Below are 26706 nucleotides of genomic sequence, written 5' to 3' on the forward strand. Positions count from 1 at the left end.
GCCGTTGGAAGAACTGCGCGGAGCGCAGTTCTTCCACCCCGAGTCCAGCGCTTGCGCTGGTTCGGGTCGAGGGGCGAACAGCCCCCGCGGGGTCCGGGGCAGCGCCCCGGCGCGGCGGCCCGAGAGGGGGAGGAGGCTACAGACGTGTGCAGCGGGTGCTCGTGCAGGCGTATCCGTCGAGGCAATCACGACCGTCCCTGCAGGAGCGCTCGCAGACGCCGTCGACACAGGCATTGCCCACGCCGCAGCTCGCGTCGCTCACGCACTCGACGCAGCGGTTCTCGAGGCAGTACTGGAACGCGGCGTTTTTGCCCTCGCAGTCGCCCTGGTTCGAGCACGGCACCGATTTCGGCGCGGGTGTACAAGCTGCCCCTACGAGGAGCAATCCGAGGGAAACCACGAACACGCGTGTGAAGGAAGGTTTCACGTGGAGGACCTCCAAACGCTCGTTCGCAAAAGCAGAGAGCATGCCACGGGGGGGAGCGCGGGGATCCCGCCCGCGCGCGTAGCGTCCCAGGTGGGAATTTTTCCCTGGGTGCGGGGAAATTTTCCGGTCCCCGACCGCGTCACGCCCCCGCGTCGTCCCCTCCTCGATCGCGCAGCCGATACCCGACCCCTGGCTCCGTCACGAGCAATTTCGGCCGCGCGGGGTTCGCTTCGATCTTCTTGCGCAGCTCGGCCATGTGCACCCGGACGTAATGGGGCTGGTTCGCGTACGCTGGCCCCCAGACCTCCTTCAAGATGTGCTGGTGCGTCAGCACCTTGCCGGCGTTCTGCGCGAGCAGCACGAGGAGCTTGTATTCGATCGGCGTGAGGTGCACTTCCTGGCCACCCTTTTTCACCTCGCGCCGCACGAGATCGATCACGACATCCCCGATCTCGATCGTCTGCGCCCCGCTCTCCGTCCCGCCCGCGCGCGCGTGCCGCAGCGCGACCCGCATCCGCGCGAGCAGCTCGTTCACGCCGAAGGGTTTTGTCAGGTAATCGTCCGCTCCCGCGTCGAGCGCGGCCACCTTGTCGTCCTCGCGCCCGCGCGCCGAGATCACGATCACGGGCATCCGGCCCCATTCGCGGATCCGGCGCGTCAGGTCGATTCCGTCGCCGTCCGGCAGGCCGAGATCGAGCAGCAAGAGCTCGGGATTGTGCGTGGTCGCGAGCATCAGCGCCTCCGTGGAGGTGCCCGCTTCGAGGAGCCGATAGCCGTGCGACGTGAGCGTCGCGCGCATGAACCTTCGCATCTGTGGTTCGTCCTCGACGATGAGGACCAGCGGGCGGACGTCGGTCATGGCCGGGCCTCCAGCGCGTGCGCGGCGACCGTGGGGGCCACGCCGGGGATCGGGACGCGGATGCGAAAACGCGCGCCGCCCGAGGCGCGATTCTCGGCGGTGATCGTGCCGCCGTGCGCCTCGACGATCGCCTTGCAGATCGCGAGCCCGAGCCCCGCGCCGCCCGCGCCCGTGTTCCCTCCGCGGAAAAACTTCTCGAAGACCTGCGACTCGCTCCCCGGCGGGAGCCCGGGGCCCGCGTCGGCCACCTCGACGATCACCACGCCGTGCTCGCCGCGGGCGAGCACCTCGATCGGGGAGCCGGGGCTCGTGTACCGCGCTGCATTCTCGAAGAGGTTGATGAACACCTGCTCGAAGAGTACGGGATCCACGGACAGGAGCGGTAATCCTTCGGCGAACGCGACGTTCACGGGCCGGTCCCCGAGCTTTCGTTCGAGCCGCGTCAACGCGGAGCCCACGAGCTCTTCGAGCGGCACCCATTCGCGCTTCAGCGCCACCGGGCCGGCTTCGAGGCGGGTCATGTCGAGCAGGTTCGCGACCAGCCTCTCGAGCCGCTCGGCCTCCTCGCAAATGGACTCGAGCAGCTCGGCGCGGGTGTGCGCGCCGAGCCCCCTGTCGTCGCGCAGCGCCGTGGCCGCGCCCGTGATCGCCGAGAGCGGCGTGCGGAGATCGTGCGAGACCGCCGAGAGCAGCGAGCTGCGCATTTCCTCCGTCTTCGCGCGCAGGGCGGCGGCGTTCGCCTCGCTCGTGAGCCGCACGCGCTCGAAGGCGAACGCTGCCTGCCTGCGAAACGTGTCGAGGAACGCGCGCTGCTCGGCCCCGAGCGGAGCCGCTCCTTTCGGCGCGAGCACGAGCACGCCGAGCGGCGCTCCGCGGACGGAGAGCGGAGCACAGACGACCTTCGAGCCCGGGAGCGTATCCGTGCCGAGCCCCGAAGGACGGGCGTGTTCGAAGGCCCAGCGGGCGACCGCGAGATCGGCGGAATCGAGGTTCGCCGTGGCCGGCGCGACCGCGACCGCCCCGAGCGCGCCGTCGTCCGTCGATTGCAGCACGTGCGCGGCCGCCTCGAAGACCTGCTCGGCGTGGCGCGCGACGGCCGAGGCGACGGCCCCGGAATCGTCCGCCGCCGCGAGATCCCGGCTGAGATCGTAGAGCGCGGCCGTCCGCGCCTCGCGATGCCGCGCGTCTTGCTCCTGGCGCCGGATGCGCGCCGTCAGCTCGCTGAGGAGCAAGCTCACGCTGAACATCATGGCGAACGTCAGGAGATACCGCGCGTCGGCCACGTCGAACGTGTGCAGCGGCGGGACGAAGAAGTAATCGTAACCGGCCACCGCCAGGGCCGCCGCGAGGATGGAGGGGCCGCGCCCGAGGCGCACCGCCGCGAGCATCACGGCCAGCACGTAGAGCACTTCGAGATCGGGCACCGCGTAGATCGCGCGCACGGCCTCCGCGAGCACGGTGGTGGCCGCGACGAGCACAACGGCCCACGCGTACGCCACGGGCTGCGTCGGCTCCTTCGGCAATTCCGGCGGGGCCGGCGCCGTCTCCGCGCTCTCGCTCCCGCTGATGACGTGCACGTCCACGTCCCCGCTTCCCCGCACGACCTCGTCGAGCAGCGAGCCGCGCAGCCGGTCGCGGAGGCGCGAATGGGTCGGCTTTCCGATGATGATGCGCGTGACGTTGTGCTTGCGCGCGTAACGCAGGAGCGCCTCCGAGATGCTCGCGCCGGAGAGCCTCGTCACCGCGGCCCCGAGCGTCTCCGCGAGGCGCAGATGGGATTCGAGCCGCGCTCGATCCGCCTCGCTCGGCGCCTTCGCCGCGGGCGACGCGACGTACGCGGCGACCCACGGCGCGCGCAGGCCCGCGGCCATGCGGCTCGCCGCGCGCAAGAGCCGCCCCGAGCTCGGCGCGGGGCTGATGCACACGAGGATGCGCTCGCCGGCCGGCCACGGCGTGATCACGCCGTGCTGCTCGCGATACTCCCGCATGTCCACGTCGACGCGCTCGGCCGTGCGCCGGAGCGCGAGCTCGCGCAGCGCGAGCAGGTTGCCGCGCTGGAAGAAATGCGCCGCCGCGCGCTTCGCCTGCTCCGGCAGATACACCTTTCCTTCGCGCAGGCGCGCGAGCAGCTCCTCGGGCGCGATGTCCACGAGCTCGATCTCGTCGGCGCGATCGAGGATCGAATCGGGGATCGTCTCGCGGACCTGGATGCCCGTGATCTGCGCGACGACGTCGTTCAGGCTCTCCACGTGCTGCACGTTGACGGTCGTGAACACGTCGATGCCCGCGTCGAGCAGCTCGATCGCGTCTTGCCAGCGCTTCGCGTGCCGTGATCCGGGGACGTTCGTGTGGGCGAGCTCGTCGAGCAGGAGGAGCCCGGGCCGGCGCGCGAGCGCGGCGTCGAGATCGAGCTCCTCGAGGGTGCGCCCGCGATAGTCGACCTCGCGCCGCGGCAAGACGTCGAGCCCCTCGAGCAGGGCTTTCGTCTCCGCGCGCCCGTGCGTCTCGACGATCCCGGCGACGACGTCGACCTTCTGCTCGAGCGCCCGCTCGCGCGCGACCTGCAGCATGCGGAACGTCTTCCCGACGCCGGGGGCGAACCCGAAGAAGATACGCAGCCGCGCGCGTTTTTCGCGTCCCTCTTCTTCGTTCGCCCGGCGGACGAGCGCGTCGGGATCGGGTCGGCTATCGGGATCGGTCATGGACGAGCTTCCGCGTGATCGAGAGCGAGGTTCAGGCGTAACACGTTCACGCGCGGCTCGCCGAGGACGCCGAGGGCGCGGTCTTCCACGTGCGCGTCGACGAGGGCACGGACGCGCGCCTCGTCGAGCCCACGGGCGCGCGCGACGCGGGCGGCCTGGAAATGGGCGGCGTTTGGCGAGATGTGCGGGTCGAGGCCGCTGCCCGAGGCCGTGACGAGGTCGACGGGGATCGGCGCGGTGTTCCCCGGATCCGCCTCGCGGAGCGCCGTGATTCGCGCCGCGACGGCGTCTCGCAGCGCCGGGTTCGTCGGACCGAGGTTCGAACCGCTCGACGCCGCTGCATTGTAGGGGTGGCTCGGCGTCGCCGACGGGCGCCCCCAGAAATACCGCGCATCATCGAACGGCTGCCCGATCAGCTCGGAGCCGACCACGCGTTCTCCCTCGCGGATCAGGCTGCCATTCGCCTGCGCCGGAAACGCCGCGCGAGCGACCGCGGTGACGAGCAGCGGATACAGCACACCCGTGAGCAGCGTGAACAGGGCGAGCAGCGTGATCGCGGGGCGGAGGAGCGATTTCATCTTCGATTCCTTTCAACCGACGCCGAGGGCCGCGAGCACGAGGTCGATGAGCTTGATGCACGGGAACGGCAGCACCACGCCGCCGAGGCCGTACACCAGCAAATTCCGCCGGAGGAGCGCGGGCGCGGGCGCCGGCCGGTAACGAATGCCGCGGAGCGCGATGGGCACGAGCGCGATGATGACGAGCGCATTGAAGATCACGGCCGACAGGATGGCCGTGGCCGGCGAATGCAGCCGCATCACGTTCAGCGCGCCGAGCGCGGGGTACGTCGCGGCGAACGCGGCCGGGATGATGGCGAAATACTTCGAGACGTCGTTCGCGATGCTGAACGTCGTCAGCGCGCCGCGCGTCATGAGCATCTGCTTTCCGATCTCCACGATGGCGAGCAGCTTCGTCGGATTGGAGTCGAGATCCACCATGTTCCCGGCCTCCTTCGCGGCTTGTGTGCCCGTGTTCATGGCCACGGCCACGTCCGCCTGCGCGAGCGCCGGGGCGTCGTTCGTCCCGTCGCCCGTCATCGCGACGAGGTGCCCGTCCCGCTGATACGAGCGGATCATGGAGAGCTTTTGCTCGGGCGTCGCCTCGGCGAGGAAATCGTCCACGCCCGCCTCGGCCGCGATCGCCGCGGCGGTGAGGGGGTTGTCCCCGGTGATCATCACCGTGCGAATGCCGATGCGGCGCAGCTGTGCGAATCGCTCCTGGATCCCGCCCTTCACGATGTCCTTGAGCTGCACCACGCCGAGCACCCGCGCTCCCTCGGAGACGACGAGCGGCGTCGATCCCTGCTTCGCGACCTCGTCCACGATCTGCCGCACCTCGGCCGGGACCCGCCCGCCCTGCGCCTCGACGAAATGCGTGATGGCATCGGTCGCGCCTTTCCGGATGCGGAGTCCATCGAGATCGACCCCGCTCATCCGCGTCTGCGCCGTGAAGGGCACGAACGTCGCGCCGAGCGCGTGCACGTCCCGACCGCGCAGCGAAAAGCGCTCCTTCGCCAGCACCACGATGCTGCGACCCTCCGGCGTCTCGTCCGCGAGCGACGAGAGCTGCGCCGCGTCCGCGAGCTCGCCCTCCTGGATGCCGGGCGCGGGCAAAAACGCCGTCGCCTGACGATTGCCGAGCGTGATCGTGCCCGTCTTGTCGAGCAGGAGCACGGTCACGTCTCCGGCCGCCTCGACCGCGCGCCCCGACGTCGCGATCACGTTCGCCTGGACCATTCGATCCATCCCCGCGATGCCGATCGCGGAGAGCAGACCGCCGATCGTCGTGGGAATGAGGCAGACGAGCAACGCGCAGAGCACGGTGAGGCTCACGGGCGCGCCTTGCCCGGAGCTCTGCACGGCGTATTTCGAGAACGGCAGAAGCGTCACGGTCGCGAGCAGAAAAACGATGGTCAAGGCCGCGAGCAGGATGTCGAGCGCGATCTCGTTCGGCGTCTTCTTCCGCTTGGCCCCCTCGACCATCGCGATCATGCGGTCGAGGAAGGTCTCGCCTGCGTTCTCGGTGATGCGCACGATGAGCCAGTCCGAGAGCACGCGTGTCCCGCCGGTGACGGCGCTGCGGTCCCCGCCGCTCTCGCGAATGACCGGCGCGCTCTCGCCCGTGATGGCGCTCTCGTCGACCGACGCGACACCCTCGAGCACCTCGCCGTCGCTCGGAATGGTATTTCCCGCTTCGACGAGCACGATGTCACCGCGGCGGAGCGTCGAGGAGTCCACTTCGGCGCGCGGCGCGTCGAGCCGAGGTGTATCCAGGCGCTTGGCGCTCACGTTCCTGCGCGTTTTTCGGAGCGCATCGGCCTGCGCCTTGCCGCGCCCTTCGGCCATCGCCTCGGCGAAATTCGCGAAGAGGACGGTGAACCAGAGCCAGAGCGAAACGGCGAGGATGAACCCCGCGGGCGCTTCGCCGTGTCCGGTGATCGCCGCGTGAAGGAACAGCACCGTGGTGAAGGCGCTGCCGACCTCCACGACGAACATGACCGGGTTCTTGATCATGCGCCGTGGATCGAGCTTTCGGAAGGCATCCACGGCCGCGCGGCCGACGATGGCGCGCTCGAAGAGCGGACGAGCCTGGGTTCGGGTCGTCATGATGGGGCTCCAATCACCTTGCAAACAGGGAGAGATGCTCGACGATCGGGCCGAGCGCGAGCGCCGGGACGAACGTCAGCGCACCGACGAGCAGAATGGTCCCGACGAGCAAAAGCACGAAGAGCGGCGTGTGCGTGGGCAGCGTCCCCGCGCTCGCGGGGACGAGCTTTTTGCGCGCGAGAGACCCCGCGATGGCGAGCACGGGGACGATGATCCAGTAACGACCGATCAGCATGCAGAGGCCGATCGCCGTCGCGTAAAACGTCCCGCTCACGGTCAGCCCGCCGAACGCGGAGCCGTTGTTGTTCGCGCCGGACGCGAATGCATACAGCATCTCGCTGAACCCATGGGCGCCGGGGTTTCCGAGGGCCGACGTCCCCGCGGGCGTGGCGCTCGCGAGGCCCGTGCCGACGAGCACCGCCGCCGCCGGGAGCAGGATGACGAGCGAGGCCATTTTCATCTCGAACGCCTCGATCTTCTTGCCGAGGTACTCCGGCGTGCGCCCGACCATCAGCCCCGCGATGAACACGGCGATGACCGCGTACATGAGCATCCCGTAGAGCCCCGAGCCCGCGCCGCCGAACACGATCTCGCCGAGCTGCATGAGCCACATCGGCACGAGGCCGCCGAGCGGCGTGAAGCTGTCGTGCATGGCATTGACGGATCCATTCGAGGCCGCGGTCGTCGCGGTCGCCCAGAGCGCGCTGTCGACGATTCCAAACCTCGCTTCCTTGCCCTCCATGTTCCCGCCCGGCTGGAGCAAGCTCGCGCCTTGATCGACGCCGAGGCTCGAAAGGACGGGATTTCCGTGCTGCTCAGCGGCCGTGGCGACGACGAGCAGGGGCACGAAGATCAGGAGCATCGCGGCGAAGACGGCGTGGCCCTGCCGTTTGTCCTTCACCATCGCGCCGAACGTGAAGCAGAGCGCGGCGGGGACGAGCAGGAGCGAGAGCATCTCCACGAGGTTCGTGACGGCGTTCGGGTTCTCGAACGGGTGCGCCGAGTTCGCATTGAAAAAACCGCCGCCGTTCGTCCCGAGCTGCTTGATGGCGACCTGCGAAGCGGCGGGCCCGAGCGCGAGGATTTGCCGGGTGACGGCGGCCCCGTCGCTCGACGAGGTCGGATCGAGCAAGTCCGCGACGTGGCTCCCGGCGAACGTCTGCACGACGCCCTGCGAGACGAGCACGAGCGCGACGATGACGGAGAGCGGCAAGAGCACGTAGAGCGTGCTCCGCGTGAGATCGACCCAGAAGTTCCCGATGCCGTCGGCCGTGCGCCGCGTAAAACCTCGCACCAATGCGACGAGCACCGCCATGCCCGTGGCCGCGGAGACGAAGTTCTGCACGGTGAGCCCGAGCATCTGCGTCAGGTGCGACAGCGTCGTTTCCCCTGCGTACGCTTGCCAGTTCGTGTTGCTCGCGAAGCTCACGGCCGTGTTCCAGGAGACCTCCGGGGACACCGCGCCGAACCCGGCCGGGTTCAGGGGAAGGACGGCTTGCAATCGCTGGAGCCCGTATACGACGACGAGGCCGACGAGATTGAACAGGAGGACGGCCGCGGCATACCGAGGAAAAGGCATGTCCTCGCCTTCGCGGATCCCCGCGGCGCGATAGAAGAGCCGCTCGACCGGCCCGAAGACACGCGCGGCGAGCTTGGCTTCCCCCGTGTAGACCCTCGCCATGTAGGAGCCGAGCGGGACGGCGAGCGCGACGAGCACGAGCAGATAGAGGCCGCATCGAAAAAGGGCGTTTTCGATCACGACAGCTTCTCCGGATAGAGCAGCGCGAACAGGAGGTATGCGAAGAGAAGGGCGGCGAGGACGCCGCCGAGGTTCGTCAAGGTCGCCATGGCGTCAGACTTTCTCGCAGAGCCGCACGAAGCCCCACGACATCAGGAAAAACGCGGCCGTGATGGCCAGGAAAACGGCGTCCATGCATCAACTCCTCTCGCGTCGTCCGCCGTGGCGGAGGCGCGTGACGTACGAGCCCACGAGGCCCCGGAGGGCCAGGATCGAAATCAACACGCCGAGCGTGCCCACGGAGCCAAAGGGCGCCGGCTGGCCGGCCTCGTACACGATGAGCAGGAGCCCGAGGCCGAGCCATGTCCAGAGCAGGCTCCTCTGTTCCGCGCTCTCGTCGGGATCGGAATCGATTCCAGATGATTCGTCGTTTCGGTACGGATTCATCGTCAAAACCACGTCGTCGCGCCGAGCGTGACGGTGTCCTGGGCATTGCGGTTCGGGACGAACGGCGCGTCCACGCCGTTGCCCGTGACCTCGCCGCCGAAATACATGTCCCCCGCCGCGTGATCGTGGCGATATTCGAGCCGGAAGGAGGCTCGCTCGTGCGGCCGGAAGTCCGCCGTCGCCGTGCCGGACGCGACCCAGGAGACCGGCCAGAAGAGGGCCGCGGCTGCGCCCTCCTCGCGGCGGGGCACGCGCTCGTGGAACGCGTCGCCCCGCGCCGCGAGATAGAGCTTGTCCGAGACGCGGACCCGCGCGTAGAGCGCGCCCGCGATCCAGGCGCTCGTCCCGAAATGATTGGGCTCCGTCCCGCCATTGAGGTGGGCGATGAGCGAGAGCCGGTCCGTCGGGTGGACGGTCGCGTGCGCGTCCACGAGGTGCCGCCACGCGCGGCCCTCGGGGGCGCCGCGGGGCCGCTCCACGCCCGTGAAATAGAGCAGCGACAGCGCGAGTTTGTCCGGCCGCGTGTACGTCACCTGCGCCGCCAGCGATTTCTCGTCGTTGTTGTCGACGACGCTGTTCCAGCCGTTGTAACAGGCGAGCGTCAAGGCCCAGGCGTCGCTCAGCGGATACGTGACGCGCGCGCCCGTGTGGTAAAACGGAAGCCCGAAAAACAGATTCGAGCGAGAAAAGTTCCAGCTGTCCCGAACGGCCATCGCCTCGGGGCCGATCGGCGAGAGGAAGAGGCCGGCCTGGACGAGGAGCCCGCGCCCGATGTCGAACCGATACCCGGCATAGGCTTGCTGGACGTACTTCCAGAGCTCCGCGCTCGTGGCGTTCGTGCCGCTCGCGCCCGCGAGCGCCGGCTCGGCGAGATAATACGTGCTCGGCGTGTGGCCGACCTGGAGCGCCACGAGCCCCACGAGCCGATCCACGTCCCAGGACGCGGAGAGCGCGACGTTCGAGAGCGTGAACGTGTTGTGGCGATTGTCGAACCCCCTGAAATGGGTGATACCATTCGAGGGCGCTCCGAAGTTCCACTGGTAGAAGCCTTCCGCATATCCGCCGAGCTGGAACGTGGCGGGGGGCTGTGCCTCGTCCGCGTGAGCCCCATGGACGGAGCCGAGGAGCAGATGCGTGGCGGCCAGGAGAGCGCAACCATGACGGGTCATGCCGGCGAGCTGCATGCCCTGTGTATAGGGCGTTCCGCGTAACGGAGACGTCAAGGTCCGCCGCCCGGGTATCAAGAAAGTATCAAGATTGCGCGCGCGACGTTGGGGCCGTTCCGGATGGGGTTACGCTTCGCGCCCCATGACGGTCACTCCTTCTCAGGCGCCATCTACCAGCGCGCATGCGCCCTCGGCGGCGCATGCGGCGCCCGCCGCCCGCTTACCGCTTCTCCTCGGCGCGCTCGGCGTCGTCTTCGGCGACATCGGCACGAGCCCGCTTTACGCCATCAAGGAATGCTTCAGCCCCGCGAGCGCGCACCGGGTCGACCCGACACCCGCGAACGTCCTCGGCATTCTCTCGCTCGTCTTCTGGTCTTTGATGATGGTCGTCACGGTCAAGTACCTGACGTTCATCCTGAAAGCGGACAACCAGGGCTCCGGCGGCATCCTCGCGCTGCTCGCGCTCGTCCCTGCCCGCAAGGACGGGCGCTCCGCCGCGGGCGCGCTCGTGCTCCTCGTGCTCTTCGGCGCGGCGCTTCTTTATGGCGACGGCGTCATCACCCCTGCCATTTCGGTGCTCTCCGCGATGGAGGGCCTCGAAGTCGCCACGACGTCCCTGAAGCCCGCGGTCGTCCCCTTGACCGTCGTGGTCCTCTTGACGCTCTTTTTCGTGCAGAAGCGCGGCACGGCGGGCATCGGCAACGTGTTCGGCCCGATCACGCTGATCTGGTTCGTCACGATCGCGGCGCTCGGCGTCCGCTGGATCTGGCAGGAGCCCTCGGTGCTCGCGGCGATCGACCCGCGCCACGCGGTCGGGTTTTTCCTGGAGCACAAGAGCCACGGCTTCTTGCTGCTCGGCGCCGTCGTCCTCTGCATCACCGGCGGGGAGGCGCTGTATGCGGACATGGGGCATTTCGGGCGCCGCCCGATTCGCACGGTCTGGTTCGCGGTCGTCTGGCCGGCGCTGCTCCTCAACTACTTCGGCCAGGGCGCTTGTCTCCTCCGGAACCCGTCCGCGGCGTCGAACCCGTTTTATGCGCTCGTCCCCTCCTGGGCCCTCTATCCGATCGTCGCCATCGCGACCGCGGCCACCATCGTCGCCTCGCAGGCGCTCATCTCCGGGGCCTTCTCGCTCACGCAGCAGGCCGTGCAGCTCGGCTATTTCCCGCGCGTGACCATCGTCCACACGTCGAAGGAGACCGAGGGCCAGATCTTCATCCCCGAGATCAACCGCGCGCTGTGCGTCGCCTGCGTCTTCCTCGTGCTCTGGTTCCAGAACTCGACCTCGCTCGCCGCGGCGTACGGCATTGCCGTGACGGGGACGATGGGCATCACGACGGTGGTCTATTTCGTCGTCGTGACGCAGCGCTGGAACTGGCCGCTCTGGAAGGCGCTCCCGCCCGTCCTGCTCTTCCTGTGCATCGACCTCGCGTTCTTCGGCGCGAACGCCGCGAAGTTCTTCCACGGCGGCTGGTTCCCGATCGTGATGGGCGCCGGGATCTACGCGGTGATGACGACGTGGAAGACAGGGCGGCGGATCCTCGGCGAGGCCTTCAAGGCGAACGTCCTTCCGCTCGAATCGTTCCTGCGCGACGTGGAGGAGGCGAAGCCGCACCGCGTGCGGGGGACGGCCGTGTTCATGGCCTCGAACCCGCAGGGCACGCCGCCCGTGCTGCGGCACCATCTCAAGCACAACAAGGTGCTCCACGAGCAGGTCGTGCTGCTCTCCGTGGTGAACGAGCGCGTCCCCGAGATCGCGCCCGAGGAGCGGGTGTCGGTGGTCGACATGGGCCACGGGTTTTTCCGGGTGACGGCGCGCTACGGCTTCATGCAGACGCCGAACGTGCCGACCGTGCTCGCCCAGTGCAAGGACCACGGTCTCGTCGTGGAGCTGCGGGAGACGAGTTATTATCTCGGCCGCGAGACGCTCTTGCCGACGGGGCGATCGAGAATGATGAAGTGGCGGAAGGATCTCTTCGCGTTCATCTCGCGCAATGCCCGGCCAGCGACGGCCTACTTCGGGCTGCCCCCGGGCAGGGTCGTCGAGCTGGGGATGCAGATCGATCTGTGACGGCTGAGCATTGCACCGGCCGGTGGAAGGACTGCGCTCCGCGCAGTGTTTCCAGCAGGCCGGTACCGCCCTCCACACCGGTCACCCGCCCTGCCCGCCCTCCCCGCGCGCCTGTCCTGCGTGTCACCCGCTCCCGCGGACCAGGATCGCCATGTTCCACACGTGTCACCTCGCCGAGCCACACCCGCTCGGGACCGTTGGCGCGTGTCACCCGCCCTTTCCGAGCACCGGGGCGGTCTGCCACGTGTGTCCACGCAGCGACGAGCACGGATCCGCCCGCTGCCACACGTGTCACCTGCCCGACCCGAACAGCCATCACGACCGCCACGCGTGGCAGGCACCGTGCGAGCACAGGACCACCACCTGACACGTGTGGAACCCCCGAAACGAGCACGAAATCGGCAATGGAAACGAGGAGGCGCTTCGCCGGGGCTCTGCCCCGGACCCCGCGGGGGCTGTTCGCCCCTCGACCCGAACCAGGGCAAGCCCTGGACTCGGGGTGGAAGAACTGCGCTCCGCGCAGTTCTTCCAACGGGCCCGTTGGACCGCGTTGCCAGTCAAAGGGCAGCGCGGCTGTCTCGAGTCGGCCTGGTCGATGAACTGCGCATCGCGCAGTTCATCGACCCTGGGTCCAGCGCTTGCGCTGGTCCGGGTCCAGGGGCGGATAGCCCCATCGTTGACCAGAGGGGCCTGGGGCGACGCCCCAGCGAAACGGCTCCATCAAGGGCCCCATCCGCCTCCGGGGCAAGACCCACGAGATCCCGCCCCCTCTGACCACGGATCGCCCCCGTTGGCGCGCTTCGCACGTACCCGTCAAGAAGTGGTACGCTCGAAGCAACCAAGAGCAGGAAGAGGTCTCACGTGTTCACGCACCAGCGAAAGCCGCAACGAGTCACGACGCATCCTCCTGGTTCGAAGGCTGCGTCGCAGCGTCTGGTGCAGTCGCCGCCCGTGAATTTGATCATGCGCACGTGGCGGCAACGGCAATGGGGGCACTACCTGGGGGTGCTGATGAGCCTCTTTGGTGTGGGATGCGGGGGCAGCACACAGGACGCGCGGGTACTCGAGTGGGTGCATGCGCAGAGCGTCGCGACCGAATCCACGCAAGGGATTTCCCTCCCGGGTGATCTTGCCGGGGCGAGCGCGGATGCCCAGGTGCACGTGGCGCGGCTCGCCGATGGGCGCACTTGCATCCTCCTCAAGAAGTCAATCGGATGGAAAAGCAACTTCGAGGGAGTGCTCCTATGTGACGCCCCCCTGCTCCCTGCCGAGGTCGTAACGGCGCCGCCCGCTCCACGCGCCTACGTGAGCCTACCCGGGCACGCGGTGTTCGAGGAGCTTTATGTGCGAACCCAGCGCGACAACCGCACCTTCGACGTGTACTTCGATCTGAACTGACCCTACCGCTGCCGCGCCCGCGCCCCGAAATTCCGGTTTGCCCTATGCGCCGCCCGTTCGTCCTCGCCTCTCTTTACGTCGCCGCGCTCGTATCCACCTCGCCATCATGGGCGGCGGAAGAGGCGGGGGCCGCGCAGACGAGCGCTCCCGCTGCGCTTCATACGCCGCCTCCAGAGGCGCCCGTCGATACCCCCGTCCCGCTTCATGTCGAGCTCCCCGAGGGAGAAGAGGCGCAGGCCGCTGTCGTCTTGTACAAACCCTTTGGAAACAGGCGCGACTCTCGGATCGACATGAGGAGGATGGGGCGGGGCTTCGGCGCGTTGATACCATGTGAAGAAGTCACGACCACCGGGCCCATTTCCTATCGCTGTTCGCGCCGAGGTGCTTGAGCAGCGTCGTGTCCGCGCCCATCGCCTGCGTGAACGAGTCGCGACGAGCCTCGCTCGGGAAATCGATCACGAGCTCGCCGAGAGCGTACACGAGCGCGGGCTCATTGCCGTTTTTTTGCTCCGCGCTCCCGGCCTTGCAGCCACACTCGGAAGGCTGCACCCGAGCGCCCCCGAGCGCGGTGCCGGCCGCCCGCGCGGCGCCGCCGGTGATGTCGCCTTCATTCGGATTTTCTTGCTGGAAATCGTGCATCGGTTGTTCTCCTGCGTGATCCATCAACGACATTCGCGCCCGGGAGACGTCGATGACGCCCGCCAGGTATTTTTCACAATGCGCCTCTCCGCCGAGGCTGCGCGGAATACACGGCCGAGCGCTCCGTAACAGGGCCGCGCGAACGGCCTGCGCGTCCACGCGTCCTCCGTGCTTCCATTGCAGGCTCATGAAGAGCGCCGCGATCCCGGCGGCGAGGGGGGAGGCGTAACTCGTGCCGGTCCGCGCGACCGTCCCTCCTCCGGGCGCGGCGCCGACGATGTGTTCACCGGGGACGAGGATCCCCTGTGATCGATAGGCGCTCCCCCAATGGCTCGCCTCCATGGGGGGCCCGCCCTCGCGCAGTGCGCCTACGGCGAGCACGTCGGGCAACGCGGCTGGCACATGCTGGCAAGCGCAGCCATCATTGCCCGCGGCCGCGATCACGAGGACGTTGTTCTCGACGCAATCGCGAATCGCCTTGGCGAGCAGAGGATCGGCCTCACCGGCCCCCCAGGAGGCGAGCTCCCCCCCGCTGATGTTGATGATGTTGGCGCCGTGGGCGAGCGCCTGGCCGATGAGCGGGCCAGATCGATTTGCGAGCACGGAGCGCTGCCTCCATTCGCTTCCGACCCGAAAACGGGGACGACGAGCCCTCGGCACTTCGGAGCGATGCCTCGCAACGGGCCGTCGTGCTGGCCGAAGATCAGGCTTGCGACGTGCGTGCCATGGTTCGACGCTTCGACGTCTTTGGCGCTCGAGGATCGACCCGGGACGGTGAGGAGAGCGCCATCGAAACAAGGATGGCGGGTATCGACGTCTCCATCGAGGACGGCGACACACACGCGGGGATCGCCGAGGCTTTGCTCCCAAAGCGCTTCGACGTCGGACCAGAATCGACGGAGGAAGGTCATCGGCCGGCGTACATCTCACGCAGGGGGCGTCTCGCACGCGGTGCACGATGTGTACCAGCCACATGAGATCGCTCCTGCGCGCGCGAGCGCCGGAGAGCCGGGAGCGGTTCGAATTGTACCGACGGCTCCAGGCATTAGGTGATGCCAGGAGGAGGAGTCGTGCGAGCCTCGTGCGTGTCCGTGTACGCTGACCTGTACCTGTAACAGGACCTGTACAGGACCTGTTACAGGCGTCGTCAGGCGGGGGCTCGGGGTGATGCAATGCCCGGGGGGCTCTCCGCGCTCGTCCCGCCGCTCGCAGACGGCTTCCGCGTCATGGCCGCACCAACCCATTACGAGCCGACGCGTGGCCTGAATTTCTTTCGGCGGCGCGTGCCTCCGCGACGCGGCGCTCGCACGCTTCATGGTCCCTCTGAGCCTCGGCCTCGGTGACGTGGAGCAGCTCTCGCCGGATCGGCACGGGAATACAATACGAGGTCGCCCTCCAGAGTCGGGCATCGTCGGGGCCGGTGAAGGGCTCTACGGCGCGCCATACCCGGATGACCTTCTCGTCGGAGAGTTGCGCGATGTGCTTGCCGTCGGGGCTCCAGTCGGCGCGCACGATGGCGAGGGGAGAGCCCCCGAGCACGAAGGGCTGCCCGGACCCGTCGGCATGAAAGACGCGCACGGTCGTGTCCGCCGACGCGGTCGCGATGCGTGTCCCGTCGGGGCTCATGCTCGCCCACGAGACCGTATCCCCATGCCCGTGGAGGACCCATGACTGCCCAGAACCATCGGCACTCCACACACGTGCGGTCCCGTCGCTGGACGTCGTGACGATCCGCGCGCCGTCGGGCGACCATGAAGCGGAGGTGACGTTCGATTCGTGTCCCCGAAGCACGAGCGGGGGCGCCGCGGCGTCGCGCACGTTCCATATTCGCGCGGCGCTGTCCACGAACGAGGTGACGATACGCGAGCCGTCCGGGCTCCATTGCGCGTCCGGGCTCCAATGCGTGGGGTCGAACCTCGCGCCCTGCTGGCCCAGCAGGGCGAGCTCCCCCTCCTCGTCGACGTTCCAGAGGTAGACGTTCCCGGTCCCATCCGTCACGACGATCCGCGTGCCCCCGGGATCGAACGACGCCTGGACGACGCTCTTGGGTTCGAACGGGGTCCTCGTCTCCGCCAAAAGCGCAGAGCCGTCGCTCGCCCACAACCGCAGCGTTCCATCGAGGGAAGCGGTGACGATACGGTCGCCCGGAGCGCTCCAATCGACGGTCCAGACCCTTTCCAGGTGGCAGTCGAGGACGACGGGCGAAGAAGGGTCGTCGAGGCGCCATACCCGCGCGGTCCCGTCCCGCGACACCGTGACGATTCGCGTGCCGTCGGGACTCCACCTCGCACTCTGGACCTCCTTGGTATGACCGCGCAGGACGACCGGGCTCCCCTTCCCATCCACGCTCCATACCCGCGCGGTCTCGTCCCGCGAAACCGTGACGATCCGCGCGCCGTCGGGGCTCCACGCCATCGCGTTGACGACCTCCGTGTGGCCCTCGAGCACCCTCGGCGCGACGACCTCGTCGAGATCCCAGAACCGAAGCGTCCTGTCGAGCGACGCCGTGAGGAGGTAGCGGCCATCCGGGCTGAAATCCGCCGTGTAGACCCAGTGCTTGTGGCCACGCAATACGATGGGTTGCCCCGCGCCGTCGGCATTCCAGATGCGCGCGGTCTTGTCCTTCGACGCCGAGGCAATGCGCTTGCCGTCGCGGCTCCACGCGACGCTCATGACCTTGTCCTCGTGGCCGCGCAGCGTGAGGCGCTCGGCGCCGCCTGCGGCATCCCAGACGCGCACCGTGGCGTCCTTGCCCGCGGTGGCGATGCGCGCGCCGTCCGGGCTCCAGGAAGCCGCGACGACCGCGTCCGTGTGCCCTCGGAGCAGCAGCGGCGATCCCCCGCCGTCCGCGCTCCACACGCGCGCGAGACCATCGAGCGAGGCCGTCACGATGCGCTTGCCATCCGGGCTGAACCGGGCGTTCGTGACGCTCGCCTCGTGCTCGAGCAGGGCGATTTGCCTCCCGTCCGCAACGCGGAATACCCTCGCGGTCCCGTCCTCCGAAGCCGTCACGACGCGCTGCCCGTCCGGGCTCATCCGCACGGAAGTGAGCGCGTCGTCGTGTCCCCGCAGCACGAGAGGCTCTCCGGAGCCGTCCGCGTTCCAGATCCGGGCCGTCTTGTCCCCGGACGCCGTGACGATGCGCGCGCCATCCGGGCTCCAAGCGGCGAACGCGACGAACGCGTCGTGGCCGCGCAGCGTGGCGAGCCCTTGGGAATCGCCGACAGCCAAGATCTGCGCCGTCTTGTCCCCGGACGCCGTGACGATGTGCGCGCCATCCGGGCTGATGGCCGCCGTGTAGATCGGCTCGCCCCCGTGGAGGCCCGAGACCTCGTACCGCGCGACGCCGGAGGAGAGCGCATCGCTCACGATTTCGGCCCACTCCTTGGGGATGTCCTCGGGCTCGACCTCCCGTGCGAGCGCGAGCACCAGCGTGGGATCGTCCTTTCGCCTGCGCGCCGCGAGCATCCGCGTGGCGTTGCGGCCCCGCAGCGCCTGGTGCGCGAGCTCGGCGTTCTGCTCCTTGACACGCGCGGCCTGGGCCTGGGCGCGCATGGCCAGGAAAAACACGATGACCGACACGGCGCCGAGGACCACGAACGCCCCGGCGATCGAGCGCTGTCGCCTCCGCCGCGCGCGCTCCTGGAGGTCGATCACGGCGAGCAGGTACCGCTCTTCCGCGCGGCCGAGCGGCAAGCCTCGCTCCGCCGCGGGGTTCGCGCGCCTTCGCTCGTACCACGTCCGCGCCTCCTCGGCGGCGCGGTCCCGCCACAGCAAGCCGGACGCCTCTCCGCCCGCCTGCCATTGCGAGGCTGCGGCGCGCAATCGGGCCATGAACTGGGCGTCTGCCGTGCTCTCGTCGAGCCACCGCGCGAGCCTCGGCCAGCGCTCGATGAGCGACTCGTGGACGAGCTCCACCGTCACCGCGCCCGGAAGGCCGCCGACTTCGAGGAGCAAGAGCCTCGCGCCGCAGAGATGCTGGACGAGCGCCTCCACGGCGGCGGGATCTTCGGCGAGGGAGGCGAGCTCGGACGAACTCACGATCGCGCGCGTCCGCTCGGGCGTGACCAGGCGCAGGAAGACGGCCTGACAGAGGCGCTGGTTGGGTCGCGAGAGCGCCGCGAAGACTGCGTCCGCGTGTGTCGACAGCGAACCGACCACTCCGCCGAGTCGATCGTAGCTCGCTCGCGTCAAGGCTTTCGCGTCCCGATCCCGCGCCTCCCATAACTCCGCGGCCGAGAATTGCAGGAGCGGCAGCGGGGTCTTGGCGCGCGACAGCTCGTCCAGGATGTCGGTGATCATCGCCTCGTCCTCGAAGCGATGCGCGGCCGCCTCCACCGGGCGCACCAGGGCTTCCCGCAGGCCCTCGCGCCCCATGGGCGGCAGGAGGAAGAGGCCCTGGGTCACCTCGGCCAGGAAATGGGGATCCTCCGCGACGCGGTCGAGGAAATCCGAGCGCATGGCCACGATGACCCGCAGCGGCGACGAGGCATCGTCCGCCACGCCGAGGATGCATTGAAGGAACGCGGCGCGCTCGGCCGGATCGGGGACGAGCGTATACAGCTCCTCGAATTGATCGACGAAGACGAGCGAGCGGCTGCCGGGCCCGCGCGCGCGGCAATGCGCGCGAAGGCGGGCGCCGAGCAAGCCCGGCTCGGCGCGGAGATTGCCCGAGGCCGCGGGGCCGTCCGTTCTGCCTTCGGCGAGCACCTCTCCGAGCGCCTCGCCGAGCGCTGACACGGGGGCGCGGCCCGGGCGCAGGACGAGCACGTCCCAATCCTCGCCGGAGTGCCTCAAGGCCGGAATCACGCCGGCGCGCAGAAATGACGATTTGCCTGCGCCGGAGGGGCCCGCCACCGTGACGAGGCGCTGACGACGGAGCCGCCCCACGAGGGCCGCGATATGCCGCTCGCGGCCGAAGAAGCGGCCCGCGTCCGCCTCCTGGAACGCCGAGAGCCCCGCGAACGGCTGCCCGCCCTCGGCGAGCACGAGGGCCTTTCCGCCTTCGCGCAGGGGCGTGAGCGCGGCGAGCAGCTCGTCCGCCGATGCGAATCGCTCCTCCTTTCGCTTGCGCAAGCAGCGGTCGACGACGTCCGAGAGCGCCGAAAGCTCGGGCAGGACGTCGCGGAGCCTGGGCATGGCCGCATCCAGGTCGGCGACGTTCTCGACCCGCTCCCGCGTGAGCGGCGCGAGCGGATGCGCGCCTGCGACGAGCTCGTACAGGATCACGCCGACCGCCCAGAGATCGGCTCGCGCGTCGACCTTCTCGCCGAGCCATTGCTCGGGCGCCATGTACGCGAGCGTGCCGCCGACACTCGGATGCAGGCCATCGCCTGGCCTCGCCAGCCCGAAATCGAGCACTTTGACCCCGCCGGCGTCGAGGATCATGATGTTCTCGGGCTTGAGGTCGCGATGCACGACGTCGCGTTCGTGCGCGGCGACGAGCGCGCGGAGGACCGAGATCACGATGTCGAGCGCGAGGCCCCTCGGGAGCACGCGGCTCGATCCTCGGGCGCCCGAGGACAGGACATCCCGCAGCGTGCGGCCCTCGAGGTATTCGAGGACCATGTACGGATGCCCGTTGGTCTCGTCGACGTCGTGGATCACCACGATGTTCTCGTGCCTGCAGCGCGCCGTCGCTCGCGCCTCGGCGAGCAGGCGTGACGTCGCCTGTCCGCTGTCCTGGAGGAGCTTGATGGCGACGAGGCGCCCGAGCTTGATGTCCCGCGCGAGCAGCACGATTCCCATGCCGCCTTCGCCGAGCTTGCGGATGATCTCGTAGTGCTTGAGAAAGCCGTCGAACGGAAGGGAGGCCTCGGGGGACGCGTCTCGCTCGCCGGACGTGAAGGATGACGAAGCAACCTGCGACGGGCGTCCTGCCGTCTCGCGCCGAGCGAAATCCGCGGTGACGCTCGCTCCTGATAGCGGGCGCGCGCCACGCCCTACCTCATCAGGAGACTTCATATGGCACCGGCTCGATGAACACGACCACGGATGGCATCGGTCGAAATAGCTGCAACGGTGTCGCACGCGCAAGGCGTTCTTCGCGCCCGTTCTCTTCTCCCGAGGCCGAAATTTCGGCCCTCAGCGTCAGCGTTCCCATCCTCGAACTCGTCATCGCGTATCTTCTTCCGCTCTCATCGCCCGAGATGGGCAGGGGCGCTCGCCGGTCTTGCCTCGGCCTGCTCGATGAACTGCGCATCGCGCAGTTCATCGACGCTGAGTCCAGCGCTTGCGCTGGTCCGGGTCCAGGGGCGGATAGCCCCGGTGGGGCGGTGGACGCCGCAGGCAATGTCGTGCTCGGGGCCGGGAGACGTCTTCGTCGTGAAGCTCGACCCCGACGGTGACCACCTCTGGAGCAAGCACTTCGGCGGCAACCAGTATCAGAGGGGCAACGACGTCGCGATCGATGGGGAAAGGAACATCCTGCTCACAGGGCAGATGAACGGCGTGGTCGATTTCGGGGGCGGCCCGCTCACCGCCATGGCCAACGGGGACCTCTTCGTGGTCAAGCTGGATTCTCATGGCAATCACCTGTGGAGCAAGCGAAGCGGTGATGGATCGAGGTTCCGAGGGCGGAATGGGCGATCCACGGCGGGGTGGATCGGGCGGAGGAGAGGGCCGCGGGCGGGTCACGGCGGCGTGAGGCGGAGGCGGGAGGCGAGGGAAGGCGGTTCGCGGGGACGGGGAAGGGGAGGAGGCGAGGGGGAAAGCGAGATCGAGACGGCGTGGGATGGCGGTGGGCGAGGCCGGACGCTGTGGGAAACGAGGCCGCTTGCCGCCTCCGCTTCCGCTTCTGCTGTTCAGCGCGGGCGGCGCCGGGCCCTTCGGCCGAGGCCCAGGCCCAGGAGTGAAAACGCGAGCAGCAAGGCCGGGCTCGCGCTGGCCGCGCCGATACGGCAGCCGCAGCCGGCCGGATCCGACGAGGCGCCGCCCGACGAGCCGCTCCCGCCGTTGCCGGAAGGTCCACACCCGTCATTGGCGGGATCGAACGTGCCGCTCTTGCAATCGTCGCATTCATCCATGTCGGAGTCGCCGCATTGCGCGGGGTCGTTCGGCGAAGGATCGGTCTCGTCGGGCACGCCGTCGGCGTCGGTGTCGAGGAGCACGCGGATCGCGACGTTCATCGTGCTCGAAAGGGTCGACACGCCGACCCTGTAGCGGATGTCCAGATTGAGCACGTGTTCGCCGAACTGGGTGAACTTCAGGGTCGCATCGCGTGAGCCCGACGCCGCGGGATCATTCGGCTGCGAGATCGTGCCGCTGACGGCGCCGAGCTCCCAGCTCCCGCCCTCGGCCGAGACGGTGCCCATCTTGGCGTCGACGACCTCGAGGCCGCTCGCGGCATTGAGCGCGCGGAGGACCGCGTCGAGCGCCGGCCCGCTCCCCTCGTTTTTGTAATCGACCACGTAGCCGCGCTCGATGGGCAGGCTCTTCGCCGCCACGACGAGCTCGCCGGTGAGCGATAGGCCCATGCGCGGTTGCCCGCTTTCGCTCGTGCAATCCGCCTCGAAGAGGGCATTCAAGAAGAGGCGCTGCCCCGCCTTCCCGGTATAGGAATGGCCGCCCAGGTAGCTCACCTTGCCGCCGCACGACTCTTCCGGGTTGAAGTTCTTCGGCTCCGGGTTGAAGCTCTTCTGTGGCGCCTTGTCGCCCGTGAACTTGGGAGGCGGCGGCGGTGGATCGACGTCACACGTCCCGTCCATGTACCCGGACATCCAGACGTCCTCCTTGCCGGGCCCGTCCGTGGCCGTGATGAACGTCACGTCGCGATCGTTCTTGTACGTGGTCCCGAGATACGTGCTCAGGTTATAGGCCGGCTCGCTTCCGCCCTCTGGCGAGAAGAAGCCGTCGAATTGCATGTACGGCACATCGGGGCGCAGCACCTTGAAGGGGCTCGGCGAGGCCGCGATGAGGAAGCCGGCGCCTCTCTCCTTGACGTCGTTCGGCAGGCAGCAGTCCTTGCCGGGGCCGCAGCCATCGACCACGCACTGGAAGTCGCCCTCGTCGGGGCCGGGGTTGCAGGGGCAGGGGGGCGGATTTCCGGTCGTCGTGAGGAAATGGCCCATGCGTCCGGGATCGTCGAGATAGGGCCACGCCGGGTTGGGCACCGCATTCTCGTACGCGTTGACCGCCTGGCACTCGGCGAAGAAATGGGTCGGGTACTGGAGGAACGAGCGGACCTCGGCGACGACCTCATGGCCGTGGTAGGTAATGGGCTCGCCGGCGCATTCCTCCGGCGTCGCCGGGCAGTTCCCGCCGCCGCATTCCACGAGCTCCCGGTCGGCCACGTTCCAGTGCATGCTCATGATCTGGCAGTAGGCCGGCAGGCCCTCGGGCGTGAAGAGGGCGCCATTCTTGTGGTTCTGGTTCGGCGCATCGCAGGTGCCCATGTTCCCCATGATGCTGGGCACGGTGAGCAAGTCCGGGTTCGCCGTGCCGGGGCCGCAGGTGCCCGCGCCGCACTTGGCCGCCGGGAACTCCGCCCCATTCGATTGCTTGATCCCGGCGGCCCGCAGATACGCCGTCGCGATGTCCTCGTTGCCGTCGGCGAAGACGGCGATGGTCGGCGCGGCGAGCAGCTCCTTCTTGGAATCGGCGGTGAAGGGCGCGGTCGCCTCGTGGACCGTCACGACCTGGAACGTGGCGCGGTCCGCCCATGGGTTCTGGGCCCACAGGCTTTGATCGTTCCAGGCGTTGACGATCTCGAGCGCCTTGTCGCGGTAGGGCGCGTCGACGACGAACGGCCCGCCGCGGTAGCCGTGGTTCTTGATCATGGCGCCTTTCACGGGATTGCCCCAGACCACCTGGGCGCCCGCGAAGAAGTCGGGGCTCGCCGTGGGGTACGGGCATTTCACCCCCGAGCCCTCCTCCGCGCAGTCCCATGCGCACAGGTCGCCGGCGGTGTTGCAAGCGGCGCCGTGCCAGACCTTGTCGGGCTCGATCACCCAATGAACGGGCACGCCCTCGCGGAGGAGGTGAAAGAGCAGCCCGTAGGACTGGTACATCCCCTCGGCTTGGTAGGCCTGATCCATGGGGATGATCAGGCTCCCGGCGGGGAAGGTCCGCTCCTCCGCGCGAGCTTCGCGCGCGGCGACGGTGGTGAACGCCAGCGCGGGGAAGAGTGCAATCCCCGAGAACAAGAGTTTGCTGAGCTTCATGCGTGCCTCCTCCAGCATGGGCCTGTGCGTTCGATGCGGCGCGGCGCGCCCCTCTGGGCACGAACGACCTCGTCCCGCAAAGGCAATTCTCACTTGTACCGGCACGTCTTGTGCCCGCTTTTATCTTCGCAGATGAAGTCCGTGGGACAATCGCGGTCGTCCGCACATTCATTGAAGCAGCGTTTTCCGTCTCGGTCGATGCAAAAGAAACCGCTCGGGCAATCCTGATCACTCTCGCACGTTGGGCTGCACCATCCCTCGGGAGAGCACTTTCCCCCTGTGCAGCATGAGTTCTGCAGTCCGCCACAATCATTGTCGTTGTTGCACGTCGCACCGAACGGAACGCCGTTGAAGTCGGTGATCGGGCGCTCGCCATCGTTGCCGCAGCCGAAAACGAGGGCTGCGAGCATGACAAACCATGCTGTACGCGTCATCTTCAAGCGCTCCTGTTTCAGGCGTAACGTCAAGCTATCAGAAGCCGCAGTCGGGATCGAGATGGTTAATTGATTTACCGGGGGCCATTGGCCTACATGCAGCGACACGCAGCCTGGTAAGAAAAGCGACCGCGCGTGTCCATGGCCCGAAGGTTGCGTGAGGTGGGCGCCGCCAACATCAGGGAGAGCGCTCACCCGGCGATGAAATGGTTCTTGCTGGGCGGGAAGCGAGTCTCCGCCGACATCGTGTTGCCCTTCAGGACCGTTGCCCTCGGCGCTGATTTCGCTCCCAGTGCCAGGCCCGGCCTAAAGGGCGCTGAAATTCGCACCCTTCATTCCCTCAGCCCGCTGCTGCGGGCGCGCCTCGAATCGATGACACCGGCGACTGAAACGTCGAGTCGCTGATCTCGGTGAGCGGCACGTCGTTCCCGAGCGGATCGCGAACCCAGAGGCGCTGGTCGCGCTCGAACACGTACCACCGGTGGGTCGTGTCGGTACCGTACGCGCCGATCAGTCCTAGCCAGCGCGTGGGCGGCGCGTCCGGCGCGTGTGGGAAGTGGACGAGCAGGTTGTTGCGTCGCGCGTCCAAGGCGCGCGGGCCCGGCGCGCGGCCCTGATCCGAGGCGCAGCCGAGCATGGCCACGGCCAGCAGCAGCAAGGAGATACCATGGTTGATGTTCATAGGCTTGCGCCGGAAGCGTCCGCGCGGATGCACGTACATCTCGGGCTTCGAGCTCCCGATTTCGATATAAGACCATCCAATACGCACGGCTAGCCCCGCCCTCGACCCGAACCAGGGCCTGAGCATTGGTCTTTTCTTTGGGCCGCCGCGCCGGGGCTCTGCCCCGGGCCCCGCGGGGGCTGTTCGCCCCTCGACCCGAACCAGCGCAAGCGCTGGACCCGGGATGGAAGAACTGCGCTCCGCGCAGTTCTTCCAACGGGCCGGTTGGACCGCATTGCCGGTCGAAAGATCTGCGCGGCTGTCTTGATGGGCAGGGTCGTAGCTGGTCTTGCCTCGGCCTGTTCGATGAACTGCGCATCGCGCAGTTCATCGACGCACGGTCCAGCGCTTGCGCAGGCCCCGGGTCCAGGGGCGGATAGCCCCGGTGGGGCCTGGGGCAACGCCCCAGCGTAGCGGCGTCAACATGAGACCAAGGGGGGACCCGGGGTCGGAGTGGTGCAAAAGCCTCGGCCCAGGGCGAGCGGCAACCGACATCCGGTTTGTGCTCCGCTTTCAAAGAAGGGAGGAGAGATGGTAAGTCGATGGAATGAAAGCCTGCCTCATCTACAACGCCGCCGCCGGCAGCGCCGCCGATGACGTCTTCGACCGCGTGCACGCGATCCTCGCGCCCCGCTTCGAACTGAACGTCATGCGGACGGGCCCCGACCAGGACCCGTCCGCGTGCGCGCAGGAGGCGCTCGACGCGGGCGCGGAGATGCTGATCGCAGCGGGGGGCGACGGGACGGTCTCGTCCGTGGCAGGGGTGCTCGCACAGAGCGAGGTGCCGCTCGGGATTTTGCCGTGTGGTACGTCGAATTCGCTGGCCGCAGCCCTCGGCATCCCGGGGGACCCGATCGCCGCGTGCGACACGCTGCTCGCAGACCACCGCCGGGTCATCGATACCGCCCTCGTCGGCAATCGCTGCATGGTGCTACACGCCTCCGTCGGCCTCCACGCCGAGACGGTGGCCGATACGGCGAGGGAGGACAAACATCGCTGGGGCGTGCTCGCCTATGTCGCGACGGCGGTGCGCAAGCTCAGCACGCTCGCGCCGTTCGAGGTGGAGCTCGAAACCGACGAGCAAATCGTCCGGTGCCGCGCCGTGGCCGTCACCGTGGCAAACATGGCGCCGCTTCGCACAGTGCTCGCGCAGGGCCCTTCAGCGCTCGTCGGCGACGACGGGATGCTCGACGTGACGGTCGTCGCGGCCACCACGCTCAACGCAGCCGTGGCCACAGGCATTCACCTTTTTCTCACAGCCGCGCGCGGCGAGCCCGCGACGCGCGACGAGGTCGGCTATTTCCCCTGTCGCCGCCTGCGCATCCTCGCCGACCCAGCGCAGCACGTGCTCATCGACGGCGAGGCGGCAGGCACAACCCCCGTCGCAATCGAATGCAGGCCAGCAAGTCTCGTGGTCCTCGCGCCGCCTTTCGTCGAGCCCGAAAAGATCGGCCCCGAAATCAAGCTCCCGACGAGCCCGGAGGCGCAGGTCGAAATCGAAACGTCGGAGGCGTGAGTTCCTCGGGGGAGGCGCTTCGCTGGGGCGTTGCCCCAGGCCCCACCAGGGGCTATCCGCCCCTGGACCCGGGGCCTGCGCAAGCGCTGGACCTTTGGTCGATGAACTGCGCGATGCGCAGTTCATCGAACAGGCCGAGGTAAGACCAGGAGCGATACTGCCAAGGAAGAGAGCCGCGACAAGTTCGGGGGCGTCGCGTGGCGGCTGGATCGCATGGACGCCGCACGCGTCCTCGTGAGCCGGCAACGGTTACTGCGGCGGCACGCGCGCCCAGAACGCATTGAACGCCAGGCTGTCGAAGAACGCAGACGCCGACGTCACGCGTCCGTCACGCATGTCGAGAAACCACGCGTAGGTGTTGACATACGGCTGGCCGTCGCGCGCGATGCCCTTGGCGTCGAAAAAGACGATGACGGTGGCGCCATCGGTGTAGATGCGGCGAATCTCCGGCTTCAGCGGCTCGCGCATGCGCGCGTTGAAAGGCCGGATGACTTCACGCAGGAACTCCTCGCGGCTCTTGTACGTCCTCGCGACGACCGAATTGCCTACGATCGTCCACGTCGCATCGTCGGTCAGGAGATCGAAGGGGCTGCCGGCGCCGTCTTTCCAGGCCTTGAAGCTGGCCTCGACGATCGCCTTGTTGCGTGATTCCGTGGTGCTCGTGGTATTCGTTTCGGCCATCGCGACATCTCCCGCCAGCATGGGCGCGGTCATGGTGAGGACCATGGGGACCAACATCAGGTTGCGCACGAGTCTCACTT

Annotated in this window: 18 protein-coding genes and 1 pseudogene; 3 read left to right on the forward strand and 16 right to left on the reverse strand. The window is 68.3% G+C overall.

The genetic code is table 11. The features are described from left to right. Positions 1-136: 136 nt before the first annotated feature. The 9 genes from QHF83_RS32070 to QHF83_RS32110 form a co-directional block, all read right to left on the reverse strand. Positions 137-427: a hypothetical protein gene (locus QHF83_RS32070; protein ID WP_282421806.1), complete on the reverse strand. Its 291-nt coding sequence runs from the start codon at positions 425-427 to the stop codon at positions 137-139. A gap of 139 nt (positions 428-566) precedes the next feature. After that, positions 567-1286, reverse strand: a complete 720-nt coding sequence (locus QHF83_RS32075; RefSeq protein ID WP_282421807.1) for a response regulator — start codon at positions 1284-1286, stop codon at positions 567-569. Then, entirely contained in the window at positions 1283-3988 is a 2706-nt protein-coding gene (locus tag QHF83_RS32080) for a sensor histidine kinase KdpD (RefSeq protein ID WP_282421808.1), read from the reverse strand. Before QHF83_RS32080 ends, QHF83_RS32075 begins: the two co-directional genes overlap by 4 nt. Further along, the gene (kdpC, locus tag QHF83_RS32085; RefSeq protein WP_282421809.1) at positions 3985-4566 is read right to left on the reverse strand and encodes a potassium-transporting ATPase subunit KdpC; all 582 of its coding nucleotides are present in this window, start codon (positions 4564-4566) and stop codon (positions 3985-3987) included. The genes QHF83_RS32080 and kdpC overlap by 4 nt, the downstream gene beginning before the upstream one ends. A 12-nt stretch (positions 4567-4578) precedes the next feature. Continuing rightward, positions 4579-6654: a potassium-transporting ATPase subunit KdpB gene (kdpB, locus tag QHF83_RS32090; protein ID WP_282421810.1), complete on the reverse strand. Its 2076-nt coding sequence runs from the start codon at positions 6652-6654 to the stop codon at positions 4579-4581. A 13-nt stretch (positions 6655-6667) separates the two neighbouring features. Beyond that, positions 6668-8413 (reverse strand): potassium-transporting ATPase subunit KdpA, encoded by a 1746-nt coding sequence (gene kdpA / locus QHF83_RS32095; protein WP_282421811.1) that lies wholly within the window; start codon positions 8411-8413, stop codon positions 6668-6670. After that, the gene (gene kdpF, locus QHF83_RS32100; protein ID WP_282421812.1) at positions 8410-8502 is read right to left on the reverse strand and encodes a K(+)-transporting ATPase subunit F; all 93 of its coding nucleotides are present in this window, start codon (positions 8500-8502) and stop codon (positions 8410-8412) included. Before kdpF ends, kdpA begins: the two co-directional genes overlap by 4 nt. 88 nt (positions 8503-8590) lie before the next feature. Next, positions 8591-8839 carry a hypothetical protein gene (locus QHF83_RS32105; RefSeq protein ID WP_282421813.1) on the reverse strand — a complete coding sequence of 83 codons (249 nt, stop codon included), beginning with the start codon at positions 8837-8839 and terminating at the stop codon, positions 8591-8593. 2 nt (positions 8840-8841) lie between these two features. Beyond that, positions 8842-10023, reverse strand: coding sequence for an outer membrane beta-barrel protein (locus QHF83_RS32110; RefSeq protein WP_282421814.1), 1182 nt, complete (start codon positions 10021-10023; stop codon positions 8842-8844). A gap of 124 nt (positions 10024-10147) precedes the next feature. Between QHF83_RS32110 and QHF83_RS32115 the strand changes: the two genes are divergently transcribed. Together QHF83_RS32115 and QHF83_RS32120 are read left to right on the forward strand one after the other, a co-directional pair. Then, complete coding sequence (locus QHF83_RS32115; protein ID WP_282421815.1) at positions 10148-12076, forward strand: potassium transporter Kup; 1929 nt, start codon at positions 10148-10150, stop codon at positions 12074-12076. Between the two features lie 1011 nt (positions 12077-13087). Then, the gene (locus QHF83_RS32120) at positions 13088-13474 is read left to right on the forward strand and encodes a hypothetical protein (protein ID WP_282421816.1); all 387 of its coding nucleotides are present in this window, start codon (positions 13088-13090) and stop codon (positions 13472-13474) included. A 339-nt stretch (positions 13475-13813) separates the two neighbouring features. Here QHF83_RS32120 and QHF83_RS32125 read toward each other — a convergent pair whose 3' ends face one another. The 6 genes and pseudogenes from QHF83_RS32125 to QHF83_RS32145 form a co-directional block, all read right to left on the reverse strand. Next, positions 13814-14716 (reverse strand): S8 family serine peptidase, encoded by a 903-nt coding sequence (locus QHF83_RS32125; protein WP_282421817.1) that lies wholly within the window; start codon positions 14714-14716, stop codon positions 13814-13816. A 65-nt stretch (positions 14717-14781) separates the two neighbouring features. Next, positions 14782-15024, reverse strand: a pseudogene (locus tag QHF83_RS53545) (S8 family serine peptidase); the annotation flags it as partial. Positions 15025-15337: 313 nt separating this feature from the next. Then, the gene (locus QHF83_RS32130; RefSeq protein ID WP_282421818.1) at positions 15338-20077 is read right to left on the reverse strand and encodes a protein kinase; all 4740 of its coding nucleotides are present in this window, start codon (positions 20075-20077) and stop codon (positions 15338-15340) included. A gap of 246 nt (positions 20078-20323) precedes the next feature. Next, complete coding sequence (locus QHF83_RS32135) at positions 20324-20638, reverse strand: hypothetical protein (RefSeq protein WP_282421819.1); 315 nt, start codon at positions 20636-20638, stop codon at positions 20324-20326. Positions 20639-20916: 278 nt separating this feature from the next. Beyond that, on the reverse strand, positions 20917-23274 hold the full coding sequence (locus QHF83_RS32140; RefSeq protein ID WP_282421820.1) for a hypothetical protein: 2358 nt from the start codon (positions 23272-23274) through the stop codon (positions 20917-20919). Between the two features lie 774 nt (positions 23275-24048). Beyond that, entirely contained in the window at positions 24049-24477 is a 429-nt protein-coding gene (locus tag QHF83_RS32145; protein WP_282421821.1) for a hypothetical protein, read from the reverse strand. Positions 24478-24976: 499 nt separating this feature from the next. Between QHF83_RS32145 and QHF83_RS32150 the strand changes: the two genes are divergently transcribed. Then, the gene (locus QHF83_RS32150; protein WP_282421822.1) at positions 24977-25945 is read left to right on the forward strand and encodes a YegS/Rv2252/BmrU family lipid kinase; all 969 of its coding nucleotides are present in this window, start codon (positions 24977-24979) and stop codon (positions 25943-25945) included. A 249-nt stretch (positions 25946-26194) separates the two neighbouring features. Here the strand turns inward: QHF83_RS32150 and QHF83_RS32155 are convergent, their stop codons facing one another. Continuing rightward, complete coding sequence (locus tag QHF83_RS32155; protein WP_348980491.1) at positions 26195-26647, reverse strand: nuclear transport factor 2 family protein; 453 nt, start codon at positions 26645-26647, stop codon at positions 26195-26197. Positions 26648-26706 lie beyond the last annotated feature (59 nt).

Origin of the sequence: Polyangium sp. 15x6 (assembly GCF_029960785.1) — a bacterium.
Taxonomy (GTDB): domain Bacteria; phylum Myxococcota_A; class Polyangia; order Polyangiales; family Polyangiaceae; genus Polyangium.

Excerpts from the sequence above, each read along its gene's own strand:
- QHF83_RS32075 (WP_282421807.1), bottom strand. The coding sequence starts at position 1,286 with ATGACCGACGTCCGCCCGCTGGTCCTCATCGTCGAGGACGAACCACAG.
- QHF83_RS32080 (WP_282421808.1), bottom strand. The coding sequence starts at position 3,988 with ATGACCGATCCCGATAGCCGACCCGATCCCGACGCGCTCGTCCGCCGG.
- kdpC (WP_282421809.1), bottom strand. The coding sequence starts at position 4,566 with ATGAAATCGCTCCTCCGCCCCGCGATCACGCTGCTCGCCCTGTTCACG.
- kdpB (WP_282421810.1), bottom strand. The coding sequence starts at position 6,654 with ATGACGACCCGAACCCAGGCTCGTCCGCTCTTCGAGCGCGCCATCGTC.
- kdpF (WP_282421812.1), bottom strand. The coding sequence starts at position 8,502 with ATGGCGACCTTGACGAACCTCGGCGGCGTCCTCGCCGCCCTTCTCTTC.
- QHF83_RS32105 (WP_282421813.1), bottom strand. The coding sequence starts at position 8,839 with ATGAATCCGTACCGAAACGACGAATCATCTGGAATCGATTCCGATCCC.
- QHF83_RS32110 (WP_282421814.1), bottom strand. The coding sequence starts at position 10,023 with ATGCAGCTCGCCGGCATGACCCGTCATGGTTGCGCTCTCCTGGCCGCC.
- QHF83_RS32115 (WP_282421815.1), top strand. The coding sequence starts at position 10,148 with ATGACGGTCACTCCTTCTCAGGCGCCATCTACCAGCGCGCATGCGCCC.
- QHF83_RS32120 (WP_282421816.1), top strand. The coding sequence starts at position 13,088 with ATGAGCCTCTTTGGTGTGGGATGCGGGGGCAGCACACAGGACGCGCGG.
- QHF83_RS32130 (WP_282421818.1), bottom strand. The coding sequence starts at position 20,077 with ATGAAGTCTCCTGATGAGGTAGGGCGTGGCGCGCGCCCGCTATCAGGA.
- QHF83_RS32135 (WP_282421819.1), bottom strand. The coding sequence starts at position 20,638 with ATGAGAATCCAGCTTGACCACGAAGAGGTCCCCGTTGGCCATGGCGGT.
- QHF83_RS32140 (WP_282421820.1), bottom strand. The coding sequence starts at position 23,274 with ATGAAGCTCAGCAAACTCTTGTTCTCGGGGATTGCACTCTTCCCCGCG.
- QHF83_RS32150 (WP_282421822.1), top strand. The coding sequence starts at position 24,977 with ATGAAAGCCTGCCTCATCTACAACGCCGCCGCCGGCAGCGCCGCCGAT.
- QHF83_RS32155 (WP_348980491.1), bottom strand. The coding sequence starts at position 26,647 with ATGCTGGCGGGAGATGTCGCGATGGCCGAAACGAATACCACGAGCACC.